22 protein-coding genes are annotated in these 22,090 nt (G+C 38.8%); 9 read left to right on the plus strand and 13 right to left on the minus strand.

Features of this window, described 5'->3' with window-relative positions; genetic code table 11:
• The first annotated feature begins 47 nt into the window (after nt 1-47).
• The 3 genes from yhfH (at nt 48) to ACTWPF_RS13300 (ending at nt 3,671) form a co-directional block, all read left to right on the plus strand.
• On the plus strand, nt 48-176 hold the full coding sequence (gene yhfH, locus ACTWPF_RS13290; RefSeq protein WP_081779362.1) for a protein YhfH: 129 nt from the start codon (nt 48-50) through the stop codon (nt 174-176).
• A gap of 470 nt (nt 177-646) precedes the next feature.
• Nucleotides 647-2,461 carry an oligoendopeptidase F gene (gene pepF / locus ACTWPF_RS13295; protein WP_443149399.1) on the plus strand — a complete coding sequence of 605 codons (1,815 nt, stop codon included), beginning with the start codon at nt 647-649 and terminating at the stop codon, nt 2,459-2,461.
• 772 nt (nt 2,462-3,233) lie between these two features.
• Nucleotides 3,234-3,671 (plus strand): GNAT family N-acetyltransferase, encoded by a 438-nt coding sequence (locus tag ACTWPF_RS13300; RefSeq protein WP_443149400.1) that lies wholly within the window; start codon nt 3,234-3,236, stop codon nt 3,669-3,671.
• Between the two features lie 155 nt (nt 3,672-3,826).
• Here the strand turns inward: ACTWPF_RS13300 and hemY are convergent, their stop codons facing one another.
• The 4 genes from hemY to ACTWPF_RS13320 form a co-directional block, all read right to left on the minus strand.
• Nucleotides 3,827-5,230 (minus strand): protoporphyrinogen oxidase, encoded by a 1,404-nt coding sequence (gene hemY / locus ACTWPF_RS13305; protein WP_443149401.1) that lies wholly within the window; start codon nt 5,228-5,230, stop codon nt 3,827-3,829.
• Nucleotides 5,230-6,165 carry a ferrochelatase gene (gene hemH, locus ACTWPF_RS13310; protein WP_106896269.1) on the minus strand — a complete coding sequence of 312 codons (936 nt, stop codon included), beginning with the start codon at nt 6,163-6,165 and terminating at the stop codon, nt 5,230-5,232. The genes hemY and hemH overlap by 1 nt, the downstream gene beginning before the upstream one ends.
• Before the next feature lie 89 nt (nt 6,166-6,254).
• Complete coding sequence (hemE, locus tag ACTWPF_RS13315) at nt 6,255-7,289, minus strand: uroporphyrinogen decarboxylase (protein WP_036576407.1); 1,035 nt, start codon at nt 7,287-7,289, stop codon at nt 6,255-6,257.
• A 165-nt stretch (nt 7,290-7,454) separates the two neighbouring features.
• The gene (locus ACTWPF_RS13320) at nt 7,455-9,617 is read right to left on the minus strand and encodes a PBP1A family penicillin-binding protein (RefSeq protein WP_443149402.1); all 2,163 of its coding nucleotides are present in this window, start codon (nt 9,615-9,617) and stop codon (nt 7,455-7,457) included.
• Nucleotides 9,618-9,776: 159 nt separating this feature from the next.
• Here ACTWPF_RS13320 and ACTWPF_RS13325 point away from each other — a divergent pair, with 159 nt between their 5' ends.
• Nucleotides 9,777-10,271 (plus strand): antibiotic biosynthesis monooxygenase family protein, encoded by a 495-nt coding sequence (locus ACTWPF_RS13325; protein ID WP_443149403.1) that lies wholly within the window; start codon nt 9,777-9,779, stop codon nt 10,269-10,271.
• A gap of 142 nt (nt 10,272-10,413) precedes the next feature.
• Here ACTWPF_RS13325 and ACTWPF_RS13330 read toward each other — a convergent pair whose 3' ends face one another.
• The 7 genes from ACTWPF_RS13330 to ACTWPF_RS13360 form a co-directional block, all read right to left on the minus strand.
• A complete protein-coding gene (locus ACTWPF_RS13330; RefSeq protein WP_443149404.1) occupies nt 10,414-10,893 on the minus strand; it encodes a thioredoxin family protein in 480 nt (159 codons plus the stop codon).
• The gene (locus ACTWPF_RS13335; protein WP_443149405.1) at nt 10,893-11,327 is read right to left on the minus strand and encodes a disulfide oxidoreductase; all 435 of its coding nucleotides are present in this window, start codon (nt 11,325-11,327) and stop codon (nt 10,893-10,895) included. Before ACTWPF_RS13335 ends, ACTWPF_RS13330 begins: the two co-directional genes overlap by 1 nt.
• 129 nt (nt 11,328-11,456) lie before the next feature.
• The gene (locus tag ACTWPF_RS13340; RefSeq protein ID WP_443149406.1) at nt 11,457-12,089 is read right to left on the minus strand and encodes a response regulator; all 633 of its coding nucleotides are present in this window, start codon (nt 12,087-12,089) and stop codon (nt 11,457-11,459) included.
• 23 nt (nt 12,090-12,112) lie between these two features.
• Complete coding sequence (locus tag ACTWPF_RS13345) at nt 12,113-13,150, minus strand: sensor histidine kinase (protein ID WP_036574031.1); 1,038 nt, start codon at nt 13,148-13,150, stop codon at nt 12,113-12,115.
• A gap of 13 nt (nt 13,151-13,163) precedes the next feature.
• Nucleotides 13,164-13,925, minus strand: coding sequence for a cell wall-active antibiotics response protein LiaF (gene liaF, locus ACTWPF_RS13350; protein WP_106896267.1), 762 nt, complete (start codon nt 13,923-13,925; stop codon nt 13,164-13,166).
• 44 nt (nt 13,926-13,969) lie between these two features.
• Nucleotides 13,970-15,214 carry an MFS transporter gene (locus ACTWPF_RS13355; protein WP_443149407.1) on the minus strand — a complete coding sequence of 415 codons (1,245 nt, stop codon included), beginning with the start codon at nt 15,212-15,214 and terminating at the stop codon, nt 13,970-13,972.
• Between the two features lie 89 nt (nt 15,215-15,303).
• Nucleotides 15,304-15,954 (minus strand): phosphatase PAP2 family protein, encoded by a 651-nt coding sequence (locus ACTWPF_RS13360; protein WP_443149408.1) that lies wholly within the window; start codon nt 15,952-15,954, stop codon nt 15,304-15,306.
• 101 nt (nt 15,955-16,055) lie between these two features.
• On the opposite strand from ACTWPF_RS13360, the gene ACTWPF_RS13365 reads away from it, so the two are divergent.
• Both ACTWPF_RS13365 and ACTWPF_RS13370 read left to right on the plus strand, forming a co-directional pair.
• On the plus strand, nt 16,056-16,493 hold the full coding sequence (locus ACTWPF_RS13365) for a ferritin-like domain-containing protein (protein WP_058951213.1): 438 nt from the start codon (nt 16,056-16,058) through the stop codon (nt 16,491-16,493).
• 224 nt (nt 16,494-16,717) lie between these two features.
• Nucleotides 16,718-17,890: a M20 metallopeptidase family protein gene (locus tag ACTWPF_RS13370; protein ID WP_443149409.1), complete on the plus strand. Its 1,173-nt coding sequence runs from the start codon at nt 16,718-16,720 to the stop codon at nt 17,888-17,890.
• Between the two features lie 70 nt (nt 17,891-17,960).
• On the opposite strand, the gene ACTWPF_RS13375 is transcribed toward ACTWPF_RS13370, so the two are convergent.
• Nucleotides 17,961-19,172: an ABC transporter permease gene (locus ACTWPF_RS13375; RefSeq protein WP_106896263.1), complete on the minus strand. Its 1,212-nt coding sequence runs from the start codon at nt 19,170-19,172 to the stop codon at nt 17,961-17,963.
• On the minus strand, nt 19,165-19,911 hold the full coding sequence (locus ACTWPF_RS13380) for an ATP-binding cassette domain-containing protein (RefSeq protein WP_161464558.1): 747 nt from the start codon (nt 19,909-19,911) through the stop codon (nt 19,165-19,167). The genes ACTWPF_RS13375 and ACTWPF_RS13380 overlap by 8 nt, the downstream gene beginning before the upstream one ends.
• Before the next feature lie 539 nt (nt 19,912-20,450).
• Between ACTWPF_RS13380 and ACTWPF_RS13385 the strand changes: the two genes are divergently transcribed.
• From ACTWPF_RS13385 to ACTWPF_RS13395, 3 genes are all read left to right on the plus strand, one after another.
• Nucleotides 20,451-20,876: an HIT family protein gene (locus tag ACTWPF_RS13385; RefSeq protein WP_443149410.1), complete on the plus strand. Its 426-nt coding sequence runs from the start codon at nt 20,451-20,453 to the stop codon at nt 20,874-20,876.
• Nucleotides 20,877-21,035: 159 nt separating this feature from the next.
• Nucleotides 21,036-21,557: a tryptophan transporter gene (locus tag ACTWPF_RS13390; protein WP_036574051.1), complete on the plus strand. Its 522-nt coding sequence runs from the start codon at nt 21,036-21,038 to the stop codon at nt 21,555-21,557.
• A 120-nt stretch (nt 21,558-21,677) separates the two neighbouring features.
• Complete coding sequence (locus ACTWPF_RS13395; protein ID WP_443149411.1) at nt 21,678-22,043, plus strand: YtxH domain-containing protein; 366 nt, start codon at nt 21,678-21,680, stop codon at nt 22,041-22,043.
• Nucleotides 22,044-22,090 lie beyond the last annotated feature (47 nt).

Below are 22,090 nucleotides of genomic sequence, written 5' to 3' on the forward strand. Positions count from 1 at the left end.
TACTGTTATAATACAATAGCATTATCTTAGCAAAGGAGGATTCACATATGTTTAAAGTTATGGAGTTCTTTCGCAATCTGCCAAAGAAGAAATGCAGTCAATGTGGGCTTGACATGGTAGAACAAGCCGACTGTTATGGTAACCTATGTGACGAATGTGATCATCCCGCAAGATAAATAATTTCACTCTTTTTCACTGTACTATAACACTTACTAATCTATCTACCCTAAAGCAGCTATGGCTTCATAGCTGCTTTTTTTTCTGGTACCTTTCATTCTTTCCTCTTTTTAATAAAGTGAACCTATTTTAATACCTTCCCCTCCTTGCTATTCCATAATAACAAGTAATACGTTTTTCAAACTGAAAAGATCCTTAAATTAAGCGATAATTCTATCATTTATGCCTACAATATATTATAATACTTAGAGTAACGAAATAAAGTGAAACTTCAATCTGTGGGAGTTTTCATTCTCCCCCACTGATTGTTAGTTGAACGAATCGGGGTATTAACGTCCGTTTACTCCCTCTAAAAACTTAACGGTTTCACTTCATGTTTTGAAGTCGGAGTCTTACGGACGGTTGCTCCGAAATAAATGAACATCTATCGCATACATACACCATGATATCAGAAAGGGGAAAATACAAAATGACTACAGGAACAACAAATCGTTTAAAACGTTCAGAAGTACCTACAGAACAAACATGGGATTTAACTGACCTATTTACAACACATAAAAACTGGGAAACAGAACTAGGTGCTGTACAGCAAGACGTTACAAACGTGACAGCCTATAAAGGGAAATTAGGGGAAAACGCCGGAACACTTCTTTCTTGTTTAGAAACACTAGAAGCTTATCAACAACGTGTTATTCGTGTTGCTACATACGCTAGTCTTCGTGCAAGTGCGGATGGTTCTGATCCTGATAACCAACGAGATGCGGCAAAAGTTTCAGCTGCCATGGCTTCCATTGGCACTAAGCTATCCTTTATCCAATCTGAACTCTTAACATTATCAAATGAGACAATCTCACAATTTTTACAGGACCAGCCTGCCTTAAAAACATATGGAAAAATGTTGCAGGATACCTTAGAAAAAAAGCCTTATACGCTAGCTCCTGAGATCGAAGAAACACTGGCAGCATTAAGTGAAGTCCATGATGCACCATACATGGTCTATGGACGCACCAAATCATCTGATATGCAATTTGACTCTATTACAGATAAGGACGGTGTAGAACAACCAATGTCTGCTGCGTTGTATGAAGATCGGTACGAGTTATCCGCTGATACGGAAACACGCCGAGCTGCATATAAATCTTTTACCAACACACTTAATCAATACAAAAATACGTTTGCAGCAACGTACGCTACTGAGGTAACCAAACAGGTAACCATGTCTAAATTGCGTTCATATGACTCCGTTACAGATATGCTACTGCAATCCCAGCAAGTTACCAAGGAAATGTATCATAATCAGTTGGACGTAATCCAGGATGAGTTGGCTCCGCATATGCAACGCTATGCAAAGCTAATGAAAGATAAACTAGGATTAGAGGAACTACAATACTGTGACCTCAAAGCACCACTTGACCCTGAGTTTACTCCGGTTACCACTTACGAAGAGGCGACATCTACCATACTAGAAGCATTGGAAGTCATGGGACCTGAATATACGGAGATTATGAAGAAAGGAATTCATGATCGTTGGGTTGATCTTGCGGACAATGTTGGAAAAGCGACAGGTGCTTTTTGCTCCAGTCCTTATGGTGTGCACCCGTATATTTTAGTTACGTGGACGGATACAATGCGCGGGGCTTTCGTACTTGCCCATGAGCTTGGACACGCTGGACATTTCTATTTAGCTGGGAAGAATCAATCCCTTCTTAATACTCGCCCTTCCACATATTTCGTAGAAGCACCGTCTACGATTAATGAGCTGCTACTGGCAAATCATTTAATGAACAAAACAGATGATAAACGGATGAAACGCTGGGTCATTACGCAATTACTAGGAACATATTATCATAACTTTGTTACGCACCTTCTTGAAGGAGAGTTTCAGCGTAGAGTGTATGATTTGGCAGAAGAAGGAACACCACTTACAGCGAATGTGCTAACAGAGCAGAAAAGAGAGACACTTGAGAGATTCTGGGGACATACCGTAACATTTGATGAAGGAGCAGGACTTACATGGATGCGTCAACCACATTATTATATGGGACTATATCCATATACGTATTCTGCGGGACTAACGGTTTCTACTGCCATGGCAGAAAAAATCCAAACTGAAGGGCAGCCTGCTGTAGACAAATGGCTAGATGTCCTCCGCGCTGGCGGCACATTAAAACCACTTGATCTTATTAAACAAGCTGGGGTTGATATGTCTAAACCAGACGCCATTAAAAAAGCTGTTTCGTTTGTCGGATCCCTTGTCGATCAGTTAGAGGAAAGTTATAAATAAAGTGAAACTCGAACCAGTGGGGGTTTTCGTTCTTCGCCCACTGATTGTTAGTTGAACGAATCGGGGTGTTAGCGCCCGTTTACTCCCACTTAATCATCACTGTTTCACTTCATTTTTGAAGTGGGAGTCTTACGGACGGTTGCACCGGGATAAACGAGTTAATACAGAAAAAACGCTAGGATACCACATATTCTAGCGTTTTTACTATGTGCTCCTAGTTCGATCAAAACATCTTTAACTTTGATACAATCCGACTTAAAAAATCAGGAATAATACCATTGAAATGGTTAGGCCGATAGTAAAAGTCCAATCTTTCAGACCCATTTCCCGATTTCTCTTTTTGTCTATTATTGAAAGAGATTTCCCCATTAATACTAATACAAATGGTAGAACAACTATTGTTTTACTAAGGAAGGGGTTTTCAACCTTTATAGATAACAAGGGTAAGACTACCAGTGATAGCATTCCTATTAAGGCCAATAAGTATAGAAGGTACTTCGCTCGATACAAGTTCATAACTGCGCTCCTCATCATAATATGCTTTATTTCACAGCTCAAATTGTTAAAACTTTCGTGGAGTCACTATATTCACATTTTACTTAAAAAAGCATACCTATCAATTAGCTCAGCAATATTTGGTATATAATCTTTTCAAATTTTTTATAAAAGGCTCTGATAAAGAAATTTTGTTGTTATTCAAACCCAACCAAGTCCTTGCTATAATTACACCAGACATAGATTCGGTAGTGTTCATGAGAGGAGAACTTTATTTATGGAGATTAGAAAACCAAACTATATGGAATATAAAAAGGTTTTATCACTTTCACCAAAAGCATTATTCGATGGTACATTAGGTGAGGCAAAACCTACGGATGAAAAAGTCAAACAACTTATTGAACGATTATTGCAGAAAGGAAGTTATTATTTAATAGCAACAGAAGGCGATAATTTAATGGGTTGGATTCTTATAGGAACAAGTAAAGACCAATTTACGGAAAAGATATACGGATTTATTTATGAATTGTTTGTGTTAGAGGAATTTAGGGGCAATGGAATTTCAAAACAAATAATGAAAACTGGTATCGAACATCTTAAACAAGACGGATATTCAGAGGTTCGTTTAAGTGTATATGCAGGAAATCAAGCATTAAAACTATATGAAAAATTAGGGTTCAAAAATAGAACCATTACAATGAGTATGCAAATTTAAAATATACATCTTAATTGAATGTCTAAAAGGCTGGTTTATTGAGAATTGGGGAACCAAAAAAACGGTTCCCCAACATCTTAACGAAAAAATCAACATCAAACATTAACAGAGCCTTATAAAAAATTGCACAAAAAATATATTTTAAGTCAAAATAATTATGTTAAAAATTTCAATACGTCAGCTACTGCTTTTTCTCCCTGTTCAATACAATCTGGAATGCCAGCACCATCATACGAACATCCTGCCAGATATACTCCAGGAATATGCTCTTGCGCTTTATTTCGTATCTCGGCAAGTCGCTCTAAATGTCCAACCGTATATTGTGGCCGTCCATCTTTCCATCTTGTAATTACACGGAATTCTGGTTTTGCTTTAATCTTCATTGTTTTCTTTAGATCTTTCAGTACAATGTCTGTTATTTCATCATCTGATAAGTCCACGATTTCTTCATCACCTGGTTTTCCAACATAACAACGAAGCAGTATCTTCCCATCTGGTGCTGTACTTGGCCACTTCTTATGTGTCCATGTACATGCAGTGATCCGAAAATCACTATTTCGGGTAACTAGGAAGCCTGTCCCATCAATATCTCGCTTAATCGCAGACTGATCGAAGGCAAGCACAACATTTGCTGTCGAGACAGAAGGTACTTCCCGGAAAGGCTTAAAGAAATCATATTGGCTGAACATCTTCGGTACGGTAAAATGAGGTGTTGCCATAATGATAGCATCTGCTTGAAGCACGTCCCCATCACTTAATAGGATATGATAGCCATGCTCTTTCTTTTCAATATGGTCAACAGCCGTCTTTAGTTTTACTGTCCCCTCGTCTAACTTATCATGTAATACATGTACCATGGTTTCTAAACCATTCTTAAACGAAAAAAACGCACCAGATGCCTTAGTCTGATTGCTTTTAGCCGGCTTTGGCATGCTTTTTTTCAAGCCCTTCATTACACTTCCATACTTCTGCTCGAGTTCATAAAAGTTTGGGTAGGTTGCTTTAAGGCTCATTTGATTAATATCACCAGAATGAATTCCAGATAACAAGGATTCAATCTGGTTCACTAATAATTCATTCCCAAATCGGCGTCGGAAAAATTCTCCTAGGGATTGATCCCCCACCTGCTTCCCTTTTGGGATAAATCTCTCCCCTACTGCACGAAACTTCCCCTTACCTGAAAGGAGATGAGAGTTAAGTAATGGGCCAAGCTCTTTTGGGACACCCATAAAGGTTCCCTTTGGCATTTTATGTAGCTTGTTTTTTAAAAGAATATAGGATTGGCCCGTTGCATTCCGAATCACTTGATCATGTAATCCTAATTCTTCCACAAGCTTAGCTGCAGGTGCCTTTCTCGCTAATAGTGAGTCGGGTCCTTGCTCAATTGTAAATCCATCACGTTTCATTGTTTTAATTTTGCCGCCCAGCCGGTCAGATGCTTCCACTAACTTGATGTTTAGAGAAAGTCCTTGCTCCTTCATGGTCTTCTGCAAATAATAGGCAGCGGATAATCCAGTTATCCCGCCACCTACAATTACAATGGATTTAGTTCGACCCATTACACTTCACTCTTCACTTTTTGCAAAACAACACCCGCGAGCGTAGTAATAAATTGCGGGTTAACGTTAGGCATTTCCGGGCGATAATAGTTTGCACCGAGTTCATCACATACCACTTTACATTCGTAATCATTGTCATAAAGAACTTCTAAATGGTCTGCAATAAATCCAACTGGCGCGTAAACAAAGGAGCGATAGCCTTTATTATGGTAGAGGTCACGAGTTAGATCCTGTACATCTGGTCCAAGCCAAGGATCAGGGGTATTCCCTTCACTTTGCCATCCTAGTTCTACATTTTTAATTCCTGTTTCTTCCTTAATTAACTCTGCTGTTTCGCGAAGCTGTTCCGGGTACGGATCACCGTTTTGCAAAATTTTCTCTGGAAGACTGTGAGCAGAAACAACTAAAACTGCTTTTTCTCGCTCTTCTGGTGTCATTTCAAAGAAAATAGCGCCAATTCGGTCTGACCAAAGTTTGATAAAGCCTGGAGCATTATACCAGCTTTCTACTGATTCAATGGTGATGCCATGCTTTGATGCTTCTTCACTGGCACGGGTATTGTATGACTGCACACTGAATGTGGAGTAATGTGGTGCAAGCACGATAGATACTGCTTCTTTAATTCCATCTTTGGCCATTTCATCTACCGCATCTTCGATAAACGGTGCAATATGTTTTAAGCCAATATATGCTTTAAATTCATACTCATCTTGAGCTTCATTTAAATTGGCTTCTAATGCTTTTGCCTGCTGTTCAGTTATTTTAGCTAGTGGAGAAATACCCCCAATTGCCTTATAACGATCCTTAAGATCTTGGAGCGCATCTTCTGCAGGCTTTCTTCCATGTCGTATATGTGTGTAGTACGGTTCAATATCCTCTTCCTTGTATGGTGTTCCATAAGCCATTACAAGTAAACCTAATTTTTGTTTTCCCATGTTAAGCACCTCTCTATTAAAATTGACAATTCTTTATAAAGTTAACCCTTCCACTAAGGAAAGTTGTTACGAATAAGTGATGTATTTATCTATCTTTTGGAATATCTATGAATATATTCTGTTAGCTTTTTTAAGGTTTCCGGTTTGATATCTGGAGTTACCCCATGTCCAAGATTAAATACATGGTTTCCATCTGCTATTCCTTCATCGATTAATGCTTTTGCTCGGTCTTCAATGGTTTCCCATTTAGTCAAAAGTAAGGTCGGATCTAAATTCCCCTGAAGTACTTTTGTCACACCAATCTCACGTGCTTCTGTTATAGAAGTACGCCAGTCAAGGCCAATCACATCTACTGGTAAGTCATTCCATTCCATCAGAAGATGTCTTGCTCCAACACCAAACGTTATGAGTGGTACACCATGCTGTCTTAATTCAGAAAAGATACGAGTCATTACCGGTTTTATAAACACACGGTAATCGGAAGCATTTAAGGCGCCAACCCAAGAATCAAAGATTTGAATAGCTTTTGCTCCTGCCTCGATTTGTGCCTCTACATACGTAATTACCATATCAGCAAGCTTATCCATTAAAGCAAACCAAGCTGCAGAATCGGTGTACATAAATGCTTTTGTTTTATTATAATTTTTCGATGGCCCACCTTCTATCATATAGCTAGCCAACGTAAATGGCGCCCCGCTGAAGCCAATTAAAGGTACGTCAAGTTGCTCTTCTGTCAATAAACGAATCGTGTCCAACACATACGGAACATCTGCTTTTGGATTAATACTTCCTAATTTTTCTACATCTTGAAAATTTGTAATAGGATTGTGTATTACTGGACCAATCCCACTTTTAATTTCTACGTCCACTCCTAATGCAGGGAGTGGAGACATGATATCTTTATACAAAATTGCCGCATCTACACCATAGTTTTCAACAGGTAAGCGTGTCACGTATGCACAAAGCTCCGGCTGGTGCGTTATTTCAAATAAAGAATACTTCTCCTTCAGCGCACGATATTCTGGCTGTGATCTCCCTGCCTGTCGCATATACCAAACTGGTGTATGGCTCGTCTCTTCACCCTTGTAAGCTTTAATTAACGTGTCATTCATTGTTTTGGCCATGTTATCCATCCTTTATCCACCATAAGAATAATTATCTTCCATAATCAAATCATATATTCCGATTGTAAGCAGAATAAAAACCGCTCTCATAATCCATTATTAACTATAGCGATTAATTTCCCGGCTGTATAGCAAAGCCATTTGATTGTCATGAATTTGTCTAAATTACCAGGATAACTCTACTATATTGGACCTCTTTCCCTCGAGCTTTGTAAGAGGGTCATATGCTGTAATATAGTACTGCTTTGATTGAAACAGGGCATTGCTTATCGTATATTCAGATTGGCCTTCTACCTCTGCAACCCGCTCATCGATACCATCTTCTACTCGATATATTCGATAAACGACACGATCATCATTAGAGCTTTTCCATGTGAGTTTAGCTTGCACGAGTGAGAATCCGCCAAATGTATACGATGCCTTAAGATTTTCTATAATTGGTAACTCAATTGGCTTTTCAAGAGCTACTGCATTTTTCGGCTTTGTAAAGGCCTCCGTTAATGGTTCTATCTTATCCATCTCTGTCAATATTGCTTTTGTTAACTCTGTAGGATAAGCACTTCCTCCTGTTAAGTAGTGGTCCTCATCTGACTGATCATAGCCCATCCATGCTACCATCACATAATCCGGTGTATATCCTGCGAACCATGCATCCTTGGCTTGTCCTTTAACAAATGGATGCTGTGTGGTGCCTGTTTTCCCTGCAAGTTCTTTAGAAAAACTTCCTGCGGTCGCTGTGCCTGTCTCCACCGTCTCTAAAAGCATCTCGGTCATATCCCATGCTACCTGCTCGGTAAACACCTTTGTCTCTTCAGTTTCCGCTTGAAATAAAAGTTCATCATCTGAATTATAAATACGCTCAATTGTATGGGAGTCCACCATTTTGCCATTTCTTGAAAAAGCACTATAGCTATCCATCAGGTCTAATGGCGTAATGCCTTCTGCAAGCCCACCTAATGCGATGGCCAAACCATCATCTTCAATCGAAAGGTTTAGTTTCTGCAAATATTCCTTTGAATAAGAGACACCTAGTTGGTCAAGCAACCATACAGCTGGCGCGTTCTTGGAATATTTAAGTGCATTATAGATGGAGACGGATTCGTCATACTGTCCATCTGCATTTGTGGCAGTATACCCATTGTAATCTAAAGCCTGATCAGGTATGAGCGTATATGGCGTATAGTTATCTTGCATTAGTGCAGGGCCATATACAGCTATCGGTTTTATTGTTGAACCAGGCTGTCTCACGACCGAAGCTCGATTTAACTCTCCTAACTGATAGGATCTTCCACCAAGTGCTGACACAATTTTACCTGTGTCCTGTTCCATCATGACGAAAGCCCCCTCAGTTCCTTCTGTATTTCCTGGGAAATAAGCATCATTTTGGAACTGCTGGTAAGCAATAAGCTGAGCCTCCGAGTCCATGTTTACGACTATTCGATAGCCTCCGCGTTTTAGCTCCTTAATCGACAAACCATGTTTTTCCGCTGCTTCCTTCATTACTAGATCCACATAACTGTCTGAAGAGGGTTCTGTTTTTCTCTCATTTAATTGTAACCCTAAATCACGATTTTCAGCCTGCAGTCTCTTTTCAGTAGAAAGCAATCCGGCATTTTCCATTGAGTGCAATACAATATTTCGTCGTTCTAATGCTCTGTCAGGATGATCAATTGGCGAATAGCCATTCGGTGCTTTGGCAAGCCCTGCAAGCATAGCGCCTTCCTCCACCGTCAATTCATTTACCGGCTTTGAGAAGAAGAACTTTGCCGCTGTCTCAACACCATAGACCCCTTTGCCAAAGTAAATTTCATTTAAATATAGCTCTAATATTTGATCTTTGGTGAAGCGCTGTTCCATATATATGGCTGCCATTACTTCTTTCGTTTTCCTCATCAATGTTTTATCATGATGAAGAAATAAGTTCTTTGCTAGTTGTTGCGTGATAGTACTTGCACCTTCCACTTTTTCCATGGCTACAATATCACGGACAAGCGCACGCATTACAGACCGGATATCAACGCCTGCATGGTCATAAAAACGTCGATCCTCAATAGCAACGAATGCATTCTTGACATGATCCGGAATCTTGTCTATCGATACTAGATCACGATTTTCGTTATAAAGTCTCCCGATAATCGTCCCATCCTCCATCTCTATGGTGGAAGTGGAGTCAAGAAGAAATGCTTCTTCGTCCACTACTAAACCGCCACCATATAAAATAAGAACAAACCCGATCAAACTCAGGACTAAGACAGCAATAAAACTATAGAGAATTCCTTTAACATACTTGGGAGTTCTCTTTTTAATACCAGTACGTTCCTTTTTCATTTGTTCACCTCTACACATATCCCATTATACGACAGATTCCTACATTCTTAAAGTTTAATACTTCATATCACTTAATAATTATTTTAAATAATTTTTTTGACTAATTCTTGTATTCATAGGGTAATATAATAATAGTGATGGAAGAAAGGGTGAAAAACCATGAAAGCGTTTATGACGAACGGAACCATTGATTTTCTTTTAAAGCTAGATGAAAAGCATAAGGATATTCCGTTTCATTTTATGACTAGCAATAGTAATGGGTTAGCTTATTATGAAGGAAACAAGAAAAGTGTTTTTAGTGCTGGGCGGGAGTACGACATCCTTATTGAAAAAGGTGACATTTTAGATGATGGCTATGTTGTAATGAACAACATTCCCGTGATAGAGGATGGGCAGGCTTCCTTTGAAGCGCGCTTTAAGAAACGAGGAAACGACGTGGACATGATGCCAGGTTTTCAAGCATTTCGCTTTTTAAAACCACGAAAAGGGAACACGTATGTAGTATTTACACAGTGGCAGTCTGAACAGGACTTCGAGAACTGGAAAAACTCTGAGCAATTTAAGCAATCACACAAAGGTCAAGCAACAAAACCACCTGCTTATTATGCTGATAAACCTTTCATTACCACTTACCATATGTTTGATAAAGAGTAAAAAAGGCTATTGATCGGTTTAAAAACATAAAGACCAGATGAAGGCTTGAAAACATTCAGGTAGTTTTCAAGCCTTCATCCGGCCATTTTTCTCTTGATATTATAATATAAAAATACTATCCAGCGCAGATTAAGCAGGTATTCTACTCTATTACATATTGATCAAAAAATTGCTGGAATTCCTCTTCTGGTCTTTGTCCTACAATTCTTCCTTGCTCTTCTCCGTTCTCAAAATGGATAAGGGTTGGCGTGGATTCTATACCATATGCGTTCCACTGATCCTGAAACTCACGTAGGTTCAATTTTTTCATGTCCACACCATTATCTTCCGCCAATGGTACAAGGTAAGGAGTGGTGTTTTGGCAGTGTACACATTGTGGGTCATAAAAATAAACGGTCACAGCCTCGCCACTTTCTACTTTCTCACTAAGCTCATCAGGCATAATTTGGTTCCCATAGTTCGGATCATCAAGTTGGTCAATTGTGCTTTGCTCAAGTTTTTTATCTCCGTACGGGTTATCGCTATTTTCCACTGTCTGGTTATTCTTATAGTCTATAACAAAATATAAACCTGCAAATAATAGAACAATTACTCCTACAAAAACGAGTATCTTTTTCTGCATTATTTATTCTCCTTTATTTCTTTGATTAATAGCAAATGTAATACAAAGATAACAATAAACGCGATCCCGGCAAGGAACGGTATCGTAATAAATCCGAAGTAATTGACATAAGCCACATTACATGGAACTAAACCACATGCATCCCCTGCATCCTGTAAGGCGGGTAGCTTTTGGACAAGGTAATGATATAGTGATACAAACATACCTATTCCACTTAAGATCAACCCTGGAAGTGCAATAGATACTTGTTTTTTAAATGCAGCCACTCCATATATAATCACTAATGGATACATAAGGATACGTTGAATCCAGCATAGCTCACATGGGACATATCCCATTACTTCCGAGAAGAACAAACTACCTGCAAGGGCTATAAAAGCCTGCGCCCAAATAAGTAATAACAGATTTTCCGCTTTCTTCGTTAGATTAGTCATTTTTTAAATCCTCTCATTTAATCGTTACATTGGTATTATACAAATGCGAAGAGAAAAAAACAAAGGGATTGTCTTATTTTCAAATTCTTTTTAGTCCTTACTTCTGTCTTTACTCCGTCCACTATTCTTCTATTCTTTCATTAATTGCTGTTTATGTACATACACTGCTGCCTGGGTTCGATCTTGTACTTCTAATTTGGAGAGAATGTTACTAACATGTGTCTTAACCGTCTTTATTCCAATATATAGCTTCTCGCTTATTTCCTGATTCGTCATTCCGTTCCCAATACAAAGCAGCACTTCTCTTTCTCTTTCCGTCAAAGCATCATGCAGCTTTTTCTCTTCCGTACGAAAACTCGACAACATTTTTCCAGCAACTTTCGGTTCAATCACATTTTCTCCCATAGCTGCTTTTTTTATAGCTGCAAGAATATCTGTCGCAGAGGAGGTTTTCAACAGATAACTAAATGCACCTGCCTCAACAGCAGGGAAAACCTGTTCATCATCATAATAGCTTGTTAGAATAATAATTTTAATCGAGGGATCTGATTTTAAAATGCGCTTGGTTGCATCAACACCCGTACCATTCTCCATCATTAAATCCATGAGGACAACATCTGGTTTTTCTTTTAAAATTAATTCAGCGCCATCATTACCACTTGAAGCTTCACCAATTACATCAATTTCTTCATCAGTTTGTAAATAAGCAATAATTCCTTTACGTACTACTTGATGATCATCCACTACAATTACACGTATCATGTTATTCTCTCCTTCTCCCATTTTTAGCATGGTATGCGAATGGTTATATGAGTCCCTTCGTCTTGATCAGATCGAAGGACAAATGTCCCACCAAGCTCCTCGGAACGTTCCTGCATTGTTTTCAACCCATAGGATGCCTTTTTTTCTACTCTATGATTCACATCAAATCCTTTTCCATTATCGCGGATATGGATAAACAATTCTTTAGCACGCGTTGCAATATCTAGTCTAACTTCTGTAGCGTTCGCATGACGTAAAATATTGGAGAGCGCTTCCTGGATAATCCGAAACACGTGATCCTCTATCGTCTCTGTAAGTGCTAAATCCTCTTCTATTGCTAGTTGAAAGCGTGTATTACTCTTTTGCTTCAGTTCCTCTACTAATTTACTAACACCAGTAGATAATGAATCTCCCGATAGATGAACGGGCCGCAAATGCAACAGAAGTGCCCGCATTTCTGTCTGAGATTGTAGCGCAGATTTCGCGACTTCCTCCATTTGTTTTTTAGCTGTTACAGGATTTTTATCTAGTTGCTTTAATGCCGCTTCTGACATCATTGTTAAGGCAAAAAGCTGTTGACTTACAGCATCATGTAGGTCCCTGGCTAACCGTTGACGTTCTTCAATTACAGCAGCTTTATGTGCTGATTTTGCATAATCTGCTTTTTCATCAGCCATTCGCTGCAAGGATTTCACCTGGTTTTGCAACTTCTCACCAAGTTCGTTCATTTCATTACCGATTCGCGCCAGTTCATCTCCTTCGTTATAATAAACACGAGATTGATAGTTACCATTAGCAAACTGTGTAATGAGGACAGACAAATAGTCAAGTCGTTCTTTCATATCCCCACTAGATTTAAAACCAGTATATAGAGAAATAATGATGGCTAGTACAAAATATAAAGAAATGAAGAGAAAAATACTATGCGGCGTTAACCATTCTGGTTCAATTAAGACATAGATTGAGAGCAATATAGACAAAATAGTTACCGTTGTAAGAAATACACCGTATAAATGGGAGCGGATATAACTATATCGTATACTCGAAAAACGTTTATTCATGTTTAGCGCCCCCTTATACATAGTCGATTCTAATTGAACCGGCCTTTAAACGAATATGAAAGTCAATTTTCTGTACGGCGTGCTCGTAATCCTCTGTTTCATAGTCGAGAGAACGATTTATACCATCCACATTTTTCCCAACCACCTCAATATCCCCTGCTTTAACAGAAGCATGTACTTTAAATGGTACATCCTCCGGTATTAAAATAGTCACATCACCTGCCAGTGAGCTAATGGAGACGGGTGTTCTTTTTTCAGGAATGAAAGCCTTTGAAAAGTCAAAGTAGAAGTCACCTGCCATGTTATTCAAGTTCATAGGTTCAAGTTTCCAGTTAGGAGACGTGTACTCATAACTGCCGACAGAGAAGAAAGAAGAATTATGGGATTTCTGGGATTTATCTGTATAGAAATCTTCGTCTTTACTATTATATGTTACAAAGTATTTCTTTCTCCCAATTAAGAGAAAACCGACATAAATAATAAGAAGTGGCCACAATTTAAATATGTCTCCCAATGTAAACGAGATATATTCAAATCTATCAAGAAGCAGTAAGGAACCAGCCACAAGGAACAATGATCCAAAGATCCAGCTCCCTCCCCTTCTTTTCCAATAATCCAATAGCCATTTGCAACCAATCACCACGAAGAATGTAGGATATATATATAGCCAGGCAGCGTTAAAATCAAATGCAATTAATCCAATGTTAGAGAGAACTAGCATGATGCCTAAAGCAATTAACAATACTGCTAGAAAATAACGTATAAAACTTTTCATATACGATTCCCCCTTTCCTAATTATTTGTTTAAAACTATTGTCCTTACGCCTCCACTACAAATTCCTTCAAGCGTTTATTCCTTATGGTGTTTAGCGCAATTCCTGTTATAACAAGCCCGCTTACGATTATAATGACTTGTATTTGGACACCTACTGCAATTAATAAAGACGTCACTGCATAGGAAACAGGAACCAATCCTGATGATACTGTCATCAGCAAGCTCATTATTCTGCCAAGCATGCGCTTTTCTGTAGTCTGCTGAAGCATTGTCATAATAGGTATGTTTACAATCTGCATGGCAAACGCCATGACAAAGACTAACGCTGCTGTCATCCCTAATATTGTAGACGTACCAATAAAAGTATAAATAATACCAAGTCCGATTAATCCGCGAATTACTGCTATACCTGGTTTTTTAAATGAGACTACTGCCAAAAATATAGCTCCCATTAATGCTCCAATACCCATCGACATTTGAACGGTTGCCAGACTGACTGCACTTCCATGAAAAATGTCCTTTACGATAATCGGTATTCCAATGGTAAACGGCCCTGTAAAGAAAAAATTAAGAAAGAATGATACGGAAACGATGGACACGATCAGTTGATTCTTTTTTGCGTATACTAGCCCTTCCTTTAAATCAGCCCAAGGTGTTTGGATTGTTCTTTCCTCTGTATCTTCTTTTTTCAAACGGATAAACAATACGATAATAGAAGCAATAAATAACATGCACATGGCTACAGTAAATACGCCTGTAAACCCAAGAACAGCGATTAAAGTTCCACCTAGAGCCGGTCCAGCTATCGGACTTATTTGCGCGGTCATTTGAATCAAAGAATTTCCCCTCTGTAGCTGATTCTTTTCCAAAACCATCGGGGTCAATGAGTTTATAACAGGGTAGCTGAATGCATCCGATATACCGAATAACGCAGCAAGCGTGATAAGATGCCATGCCGTGACAGAGTCCGTTATTAAAATAAGGATCAGGATGAGAATTAAAACAGCCCGTGATAAATCTGATATAAACAAAATGAGTCGCTTATTAACTCGATCAGCAACTACCCCCCCAAAGGATAGCAACAACAACCTAGGGATAGAAGCTGCTAGAAAGAGCATTCCGAAATAAAAACGGTTTTCACTAAGCGAGAGCATTAACCATTCCGCCCCAATTAAATAGACATAATAACCAGGTGAAGATAGAAATGCGCTTAAAAACAATAAAATAAAGTTACGATTTTTCATTAATGGTACGTGTAAGGCATCCTGCGTACTGACTGATACATCCATTGAAACTACCTCCCTCAATTCATCTCTTACTTATCATACAAAAACAATTGAGTGAGGGGGACAGTCTTCGGATTGCTCTTAACTCCGTCTTAAGACTGAATCTTTATCCGTCTATGTCTAAGTTTTTCGTAAAGGAAAATCATAACGAGCACCCAGAGATACCCAAGTATGAAACCTGCCATGACATCTGTTAGATAATGAACATTGATGATATACCTACTTGTCCCTATTAAGAGGATTAAAAAGGCAAGTCCGCCTTGGATTAACTTTTTCGCTTTAGGCTTCTTTACAAGCTGGACGATAAAATAAGCGAGTAAGCCATAACAAACCATTGATATCATTGCATGTCCGGATGGAAAACTGTATCCTTCAGCATTTGCCGCAACAAGAATGCTTGGTCTTTCACGCTGCACTACATGTTTAATCAACACATTAATTATGTGAGCGCCCCAAGTGCCACCAGCGAATATCAAAACAGGTAAAGTTGTTCGGTACTTCCAATATAGAATAACTGCCATTATAACAACAAGAGGGATTACGAAATGAGATGATCCTAATTCCGTTATCCAACGGAAAACAGTATAGAAATGGGAATCTACTGCAAGACCTTCTACAGGATCTCTTGTCCACTGGTCCATATATGGCAATGTTCCATTTAAAATTTTCGTTATCCACAATCCTATCATCACTACTACTGCAACAAGTAATACAAGTAATAGATAATTCTTCTTCGATCGCATTCATTTATCCCTCCTCTCTTTATGATACCTTAAATGTGGTTTCAAAAACACTGAGGAGGGAAAGATATAAACGGATAAAAAATATAAAAGGCGGGATTAAAATGGAAAAAGAATTACAGCAATTAATTGATGGATTAAACGTGGACTTAGCTAATGAATATGGTGCTGCCATTCAATATACGTACAGTGCTTCTGTAGTTACAGGACTTTATCGTTCTGCATTAAAACCATTTTTTGAAGCGGAGATTAATGATGAACTTGGCCATGCCCTTTATTTATCAGAGAAAATTAAATCACTTGGGGGCACCCCAACAACAAAGGCAGCTGAGATTCCACAGCCTACTGAAGTGAAGGATTTATTAAAAGCAGCTCTTCAATCTGAGTCTGACACAATCGAGCGTTACGAGGAACGAAAAAAACAAGCAGAAAATCTTGGGTTCACGGAACTTGTTGTAAAATTAGAAGATCTTATTTCTGATGAGACACATCACAAAGAAGAAATTGAACGTTTATTAGAAGATCCGCGTTTATCTCAGTAAACAGCTGCGCAGGTAGTTTTAAAACGTATAGATGATATAGATGATCACTTGCCCCCATTGTCCGTATTAATTCGGTCGATGGGGCTTTAACCTTATCTCCCCAAATTGTTTTAGTTTGGATTTTTATTAATTCTTACTTAACAAGCCGACTTAGGATTTACGTCCCCACTTTTGCTCTGAAATGTTATAATAGTTAGAAATTAAATTCATCGAGGGGGATTTAAATGCTACAAGACATCCATGCAGCCATAGACAAATTGTATGATGAGATGGTAGAAACCAGACGATACTTACATCAACATCCAGAATTATCTTTTAAGGAAACGAAAACAGCCAAGTATATAGCAGATTACTACGAAACGATTGGTATTCCTTACAAGTCAGGCGTGGGCGGCAATGGGGTCATTGCTACATTAAAAGGTGGGAAACCAGGTAAGACCATTGCACTACGAGCAGATTTTGATGCCTTACCGATACAAGACGAAAAAGATGTTCCTTATAAATCCAAAGTGGACGGTGTTATGCATGCATGTGGCCATGATGGACACACAGCTTCTTTGCTCGCTTTAGCTAAAGCAATGCAACAATACCAGGATGAACTACCAGGTACAATTGAATTTTTACATCAGCATGCAGAAGAATATGCACCTGGCGGAGCAAAGCCGATTGTGGAATCTAGGGCACTCGATCATGTGGATGCAGTATTTGGGACCCACTTATGGGCTACAACCCCTCTTGGTGTTTTACAGACATCTGAGGACGTTTTTATGGCAGGTGCCGATCGATTCACTATTACAATTCAAGGATTAGGTGGCCATGGCGCCTACCCCCATGAAACAAAGGATGCCATCGTGATTGCAGCTCAGCTCATTACCCAGCTTCAACAGATCGTTTCCCGTAGGCTTGATCCGCTAGACACAGCTGTCGTGACAGTAGGAATATTCGAGGCTGGGAAAGCCTTTAATATAATTGCAGATAAAGCAACGCTGACTGGAACCGTCCGTTATCTAAATCCAGCAATACAAGAAAACCTTATTGCGGAAATGGAGAAAATTATTAAAGGGGTCTGTATTTCTAATGATGCGGACTACACGTTCGACTATACAAAAGGCTATCCTCCGTTAATCAATCATGCTGAAGAAGCCAAACTTGTCTTGGAATCAAGCAAGGTAATACACGATATTCATACTCGTGAAACGGTTGTACCTGTAATGGGAGGAGAAGATTTTGCTTACTACACCTTACACAAACCTGGTGCCTATTTCTTTACAGGAGCAAACCTAGAAGGAAATCCATATCCTCATCATCATCCTAAATTTGATATTGACGAACGCGCCTTACCAATCGCAGCAAAAACCTTAATTACAGCCTATATGGCGTATCAGGAACGCCCTTAAACAAAAATCCCGTCACCAGCAATAGCTGTGGACGGGATTTTTGACATTTTAAACGGTGCTCCGCTTTTATTTATACGAGCTTGGCTTTTACATAGCCATTGATAAATAGGAAGTTAAAAAGTATTCCGCCTAGCAATGTAATGGCAAACCCGATATAGGCTTGGGTAAATAAAAAGACTAGGGAAAAAATCACCGCTTGTCCAATAGATAGCTGATACAATAATTTCATGACAGCTTGCTGTTTTGGCTTCGTCTCAACCGGGTAAATATCGAGCCATATATTCGTACGATGATGCTGATAAATCGTCATCATTTGAAAACAGCTTAAATAAAGAAATAATACTGCAAAAATAATCTTCATCCATACGTTCGGAATATAATAGATGAATAATCCCCCAATAACAATCAAGCGTAAATACATACCGAGGTAATCTCCACTACGTATAAAGGTAATTCGATATAGATAATCAAACGTATTCTTTTTATCCACCGAGAGATTGCTTACCAGAGAAACAAGCCATTGTCGTTTTTTTACTCGATTTTTCAAATGAGGAACATCTGCAAACATATTTGCGATTCGATAGAAGGTCTGCATTCGATTCTGATCCTTTTCAACAAGGAGGTCCCAAACAATGCCAGCCTGTCTTCGAGATACATTCAAAACATACAGAAAAAGAAGTGCAAACATTACAGAGGTGATCCCTGCCATCAGCATATTACCACTAATAATAAAATAAAACACGACTACATTTAGTACAGTTCTCACCGCTAGATCAAGCCTTCTTGTACCTGGCTCGCGAACCTTCAACATCCACCAATTAGCAATTAAATTTCCTACTTTGAACACTAGCAAAATTGCAATGCTCAAAAGATACATTTGTCCACTTCTGTCAGGAAACGATGCAAAATAAAGTGGTCCAAACGCTGCTGCTACCAAGAGAACAAGATATAATTGGATAACAAAACTGTAAATAAGCGCATTTCGAAAATATGCATGCATTTTCGTTTCCGCGGCTATTAAGAAAACAAGGTCAGGCTCCTTAAGTAATGTACGAACAGGACTATAACTTACAAGCAGCCCAAGGGCCACCCCCATAATACCTGCTGTGGGAAAATCTTCTGGCAAACCTACAAGCCACTGTTGGTAGTAATAAGCAAGTGCCGAAATAAAAAACAACATGGCCACAGCAATATGACCATTGAAAATGTATTTCAAGTAACGACTTGTTTCTTTGATGTGAACAGAAAGTCGCTTTTTATAAAAATCGTGAGAATCAAACATGGCTATCTTCTTCTTTCGTGAGCTGTACATACAAATCATCTAACGTTGCATGAGGCATATTGAAACTATTACGAAGCTCTTCCAATGTTCCCATTGCTCGGATTTCTCCTTCATGCAAAATAACAAAACGATCACAATAACGCTCAGCTGTAGCAAGAATATGGGTCGACATTAATACCCCAGACCCATTCTCCTTCATTTCATCCATTAACTGGAGATAGGATTGAATACCAAGTGGATCCAGCCCGACGAAAGGCTCGTCCACAATATAGAGTGGCGGTTCAATCAGAAAGGCGCACATGATCATCACTTTTTGCCTCATTCCTTTAGAAAAGTGAACCGGAAACCAATTTAGTCTTTTCTCCATTCGAAATTCTTTTAGTAATGGTGGCAGTCGCTTTTCAAACAATTCTTCAGAAATATCATAGGCCATCGCCGTTAATTTCAGGTGCTCGTGTAACGTAAGCTCATCATACAATATGGGCATTTCCGGTATGTAGGCAAGTTGGTTGCGATAAGACGCTGGATTCTCTTGGAATGTTTTTCCGTTAACCGAGACAGACCCTTTTTTAGCCTGCATTAACCCAATGATGTGTTTAATAGTCGTACTTTTCCCAGCACCATTAAGGCCGATTAATCCAACAATTTCCTTTGGATAAACATCAAATGAGATACCATGTAAAACATTTTTATGGGTGTATCCCCCATGTAAATTTTCGATATGTAACAATGATTCCACAACGGTTCCTCCTCTTCATCTTCTTTATTTTATCACTACCGGGAATGAATGCCAAAGTAAACTGTACCTTGAATTTTGACAAAAAACGTGCATGTCCTGCATATTTTTTTAATCTGGTTGCAAACTAGTATTAGAAGGGCGGAGGTTTCCAATCCAATCATTTCACTTAAACCACAAATGAGGTGTTAGTGATCGAGTAGCGAAGAAGTTTCCACACTGACCGAGGTGTTCGTGATCGAAATCTAATGTAAAATTTGTGAATTTAGCAAATGAGGTGTTTGCGAAAGGTAACCAAATGTAATAAACACTTTTGCCAGCATATCTCAGAGAAATTCTGAGATTTTGACAAAAAAGTTTACGTAACCAATCGTTCATGCACATGCATAAACTGTACCGTTTACGAAGTCCCCGCATTTTCGTTATACCCCTTCGCCCTTCTTAGCGCAGGCATCGCTCTTTATGAGTGATGCCTGTTTCTTTGCAATAAATTCGTATCCTCTATACAATAAAGGATAATTAAACGAAGGGGTGAATTAGCAATGACTCATGATGATTGTATTTTCTGTAAAATAATTAACGGAGATATTCCTTCTGCCAAGGTGTATGAGGATGAACATGTTTATGCTTTTTTGGACATTAGCCAGGTTACCAAAGGCCACACCCTTGTCATACCAAAACAACACACAAAAAATATTTACGAAACTTCACCGGAAGTAGCGAGTGAACTATTTGGCCGTGTTCCATTAATAGCCAATGCAATTAAGAAGGCCTATAATCCCATTGGAATGAACCTTTTGAATAACAATGAAAAACCAGCAGATCAGTCTGTCTTCCATTTGCACATTCATATACTTCCTAGATATGGGGATGGAGATGGCTATAAATCCAATTGGACTGTACATTCAGACGATTACACATCAGAAGATTTAACAAAAATAGCCAATGAGATTGGAAATGCAATGTAACATTAATTATTTCCAAGTGAATTAAAAAGTAGTACTTTTTATTTGCCCATGTATTTGGTATAATTATAGTACATTTCTGCAGCTGACAATGAGTGTACAGTTGAGGAATGTAACATGATATTTCATGTAGCTGAGAAAGCAGAGAAGAGGAGAGGTAAAATGAATACGAAAGTTTTAGTTATTTTGTCACTATTGGTGGGTATCGGGACAGTGCTACATACTGTCATACCGGGAGTGTTTTTCGGAGTTAAGCCGGATATGCTGTTATCCATGATGTTTCTAGGAATTATCTTATTTCCACAACCAAAGTATGTGGTACTACTTGCACTAGCGACAGGTGCTATTTCCGCCTTAACAACACAGGCGCCTGGTGGGCAGATCGCCAACTTGATTGATAAGCCAATTACAGCAATGCTATTTTTGATTTTATTTTTATTTGTTAAGAACAAGGTTAATAATAAAATAAGTGCCCCTGTTTTGACCGCAATCGGGACAATGATTAGTGGCGCAATTTTCCTTAGCGTTGTACTATTCTTCCTTGGCGCAATGGAAGGTGGATTTATAGCAGGAATGCTTACAGTTGTACTCCCTGCTGCCGCTGTCAACACATTGATCATGATTGTAATTTATCCAGTCGTTGAGGGGATTTTGAAGAGGTCACAGCCCATAACATCATTGTAAGAAAATCCTCTGACAGCTTCGTTTGTCAGAGGATTTTTTAGAAATACATAAGTAAAATGTTTGATGTAACAGTAAAAAGAGGAAAACTATAAGTAAGTGTTGGGAAAGGAGCGTATTAAAATGGCAAATGTAAAATCATTATTATTAGGATTAATGGTTGGTGGTACGGTAAGTGCTGCTACAACCCTACTTACCACCCCTTCTTCTGGTAGCGATGTTCGTAACCGTGTGAAAACCCAAGGTACGGAATTGAAAGACATGATCGCGAATTTAAAACAAGACGGCTTAAAATTGAGAAAACAATTGACGGAGACATCAAAAGAAGGTGCAGCTTTAGTCAAAGAATTAACACAAGAAATGAAGAAATCTGTTGAGGAATGGAAAGATACGGTAGAGCCTCACCAGGAAAATATCCACCAATACCTGGAACAAATTGAATTGAGCTTGAAAGACCTTGAAGAAAAAATGAAAACGAAGAATCCATAGTAAAAGTGCTGCTTATAAAGCACAAAGAAACACGCTTGGTGAATATA

This window comes from Oceanobacillus sp. M65, from assembly GCF_052246275.1.
GTDB classification, from domain to species: domain Bacteria; phylum Bacillota; class Bacilli; order Bacillales; family Amphibacillaceae; genus Oceanobacillus_B; species Oceanobacillus_B jordanicus.

Bases quoted from the DNA above. Each gene is read 5' to 3' on its own strand.
- ACTWPF_RS13395 (WP_443149411.1), top strand. From the start codon at position 21,678: ATGGCAAATGTAAAATCATTATTATTAGGATTAATGGTTGGTGGTACG.
- ACTWPF_RS13360 (WP_443149408.1), bottom strand. From the start codon at position 15,954: ATGCGATCGAAGAAGAATTATCTATTACTTGTATTACTTGTTGCAGTA.
- ACTWPF_RS13320 (WP_443149402.1), bottom strand. From the start codon at position 9,617: ATGAAAAAGGAACGTACTGGTATTAAAAAGAGAACTCCCAAGTATGTT.
- ACTWPF_RS13370 (WP_443149409.1), top strand. From the start codon at position 16,718: ATGCTACAAGACATCCATGCAGCCATAGACAAATTGTATGATGAGATG.
- ACTWPF_RS13300 (WP_443149400.1), top strand. From the start codon at position 3,234: ATGGAGATTAGAAAACCAAACTATATGGAATATAAAAAGGTTTTATCA.
- ACTWPF_RS13355 (WP_443149407.1), bottom strand. From the start codon at position 15,214: ATGGATGTATCAGTCAGTACGCAGGATGCCTTACACGTACCATTAATG.
- ACTWPF_RS13345 (WP_036574031.1), bottom strand. From the start codon at position 13,150: ATGAATAAACGTTTTTCGAGTATACGATATAGTTATATCCGCTCCCAT.
- ACTWPF_RS13325 (WP_443149403.1), top strand. From the start codon at position 9,777: ATGAAAGCGTTTATGACGAACGGAACCATTGATTTTCTTTTAAAGCTA.
- ACTWPF_RS13365 (WP_058951213.1), top strand. From the start codon at position 16,056: ATGGAAAAAGAATTACAGCAATTAATTGATGGATTAAACGTGGACTTA.
- liaF (WP_106896267.1), bottom strand. From the start codon at position 13,925: ATGAAAAGTTTTATACGTTATTTTCTAGCAGTATTGTTAATTGCTTTA.
- ACTWPF_RS13335 (WP_443149405.1), bottom strand. From the start codon at position 11,327: ATGACTAATCTAACGAAGAAAGCGGAAAATCTGTTATTACTTATTTGG.
- yhfH (WP_081779362.1), top strand. From the start codon at position 48: ATGTTTAAAGTTATGGAGTTCTTTCGCAATCTGCCAAAGAAGAAATGC.
- ACTWPF_RS13340 (WP_443149406.1), bottom strand. From the start codon at position 12,089: ATGATACGTGTAATTGTAGTGGATGATCATCAAGTAGTACGTAAAGGA.
- pepF (WP_443149399.1), top strand. From the start codon at position 647: ATGACTACAGGAACAACAAATCGTTTAAAACGTTCAGAAGTACCTACA.
- hemY (WP_443149401.1), bottom strand. From the start codon at position 5,230: ATGGGTCGAACTAAATCCATTGTAATTGTAGGTGGCGGGATAACTGGA.
- ACTWPF_RS13330 (WP_443149404.1), bottom strand. From the start codon at position 10,893: ATGCAGAAAAAGATACTCGTTTTTGTAGGAGTAATTGTTCTATTATTT.
- ACTWPF_RS13390 (WP_036574051.1), top strand. From the start codon at position 21,036: ATGAATACGAAAGTTTTAGTTATTTTGTCACTATTGGTGGGTATCGGG.
- hemH (WP_106896269.1), bottom strand. From the start codon at position 6,165: ATGGGAAAACAAAAATTAGGTTTACTTGTAATGGCTTATGGAACACCA.
- ACTWPF_RS13375 (WP_106896263.1), bottom strand. From the start codon at position 19,172: ATGTTTGATTCTCACGATTTTTATAAAAAGCGACTTTCTGTTCACATC.
- ACTWPF_RS13385 (WP_443149410.1), top strand. From the start codon at position 20,451: ATGACTCATGATGATTGTATTTTCTGTAAAATAATTAACGGAGATATT.
- hemE (WP_036576407.1), bottom strand. From the start codon at position 7,289: ATGGCCAAAACAATGAATGACACGTTAATTAAAGCTTACAAGGGTGAA.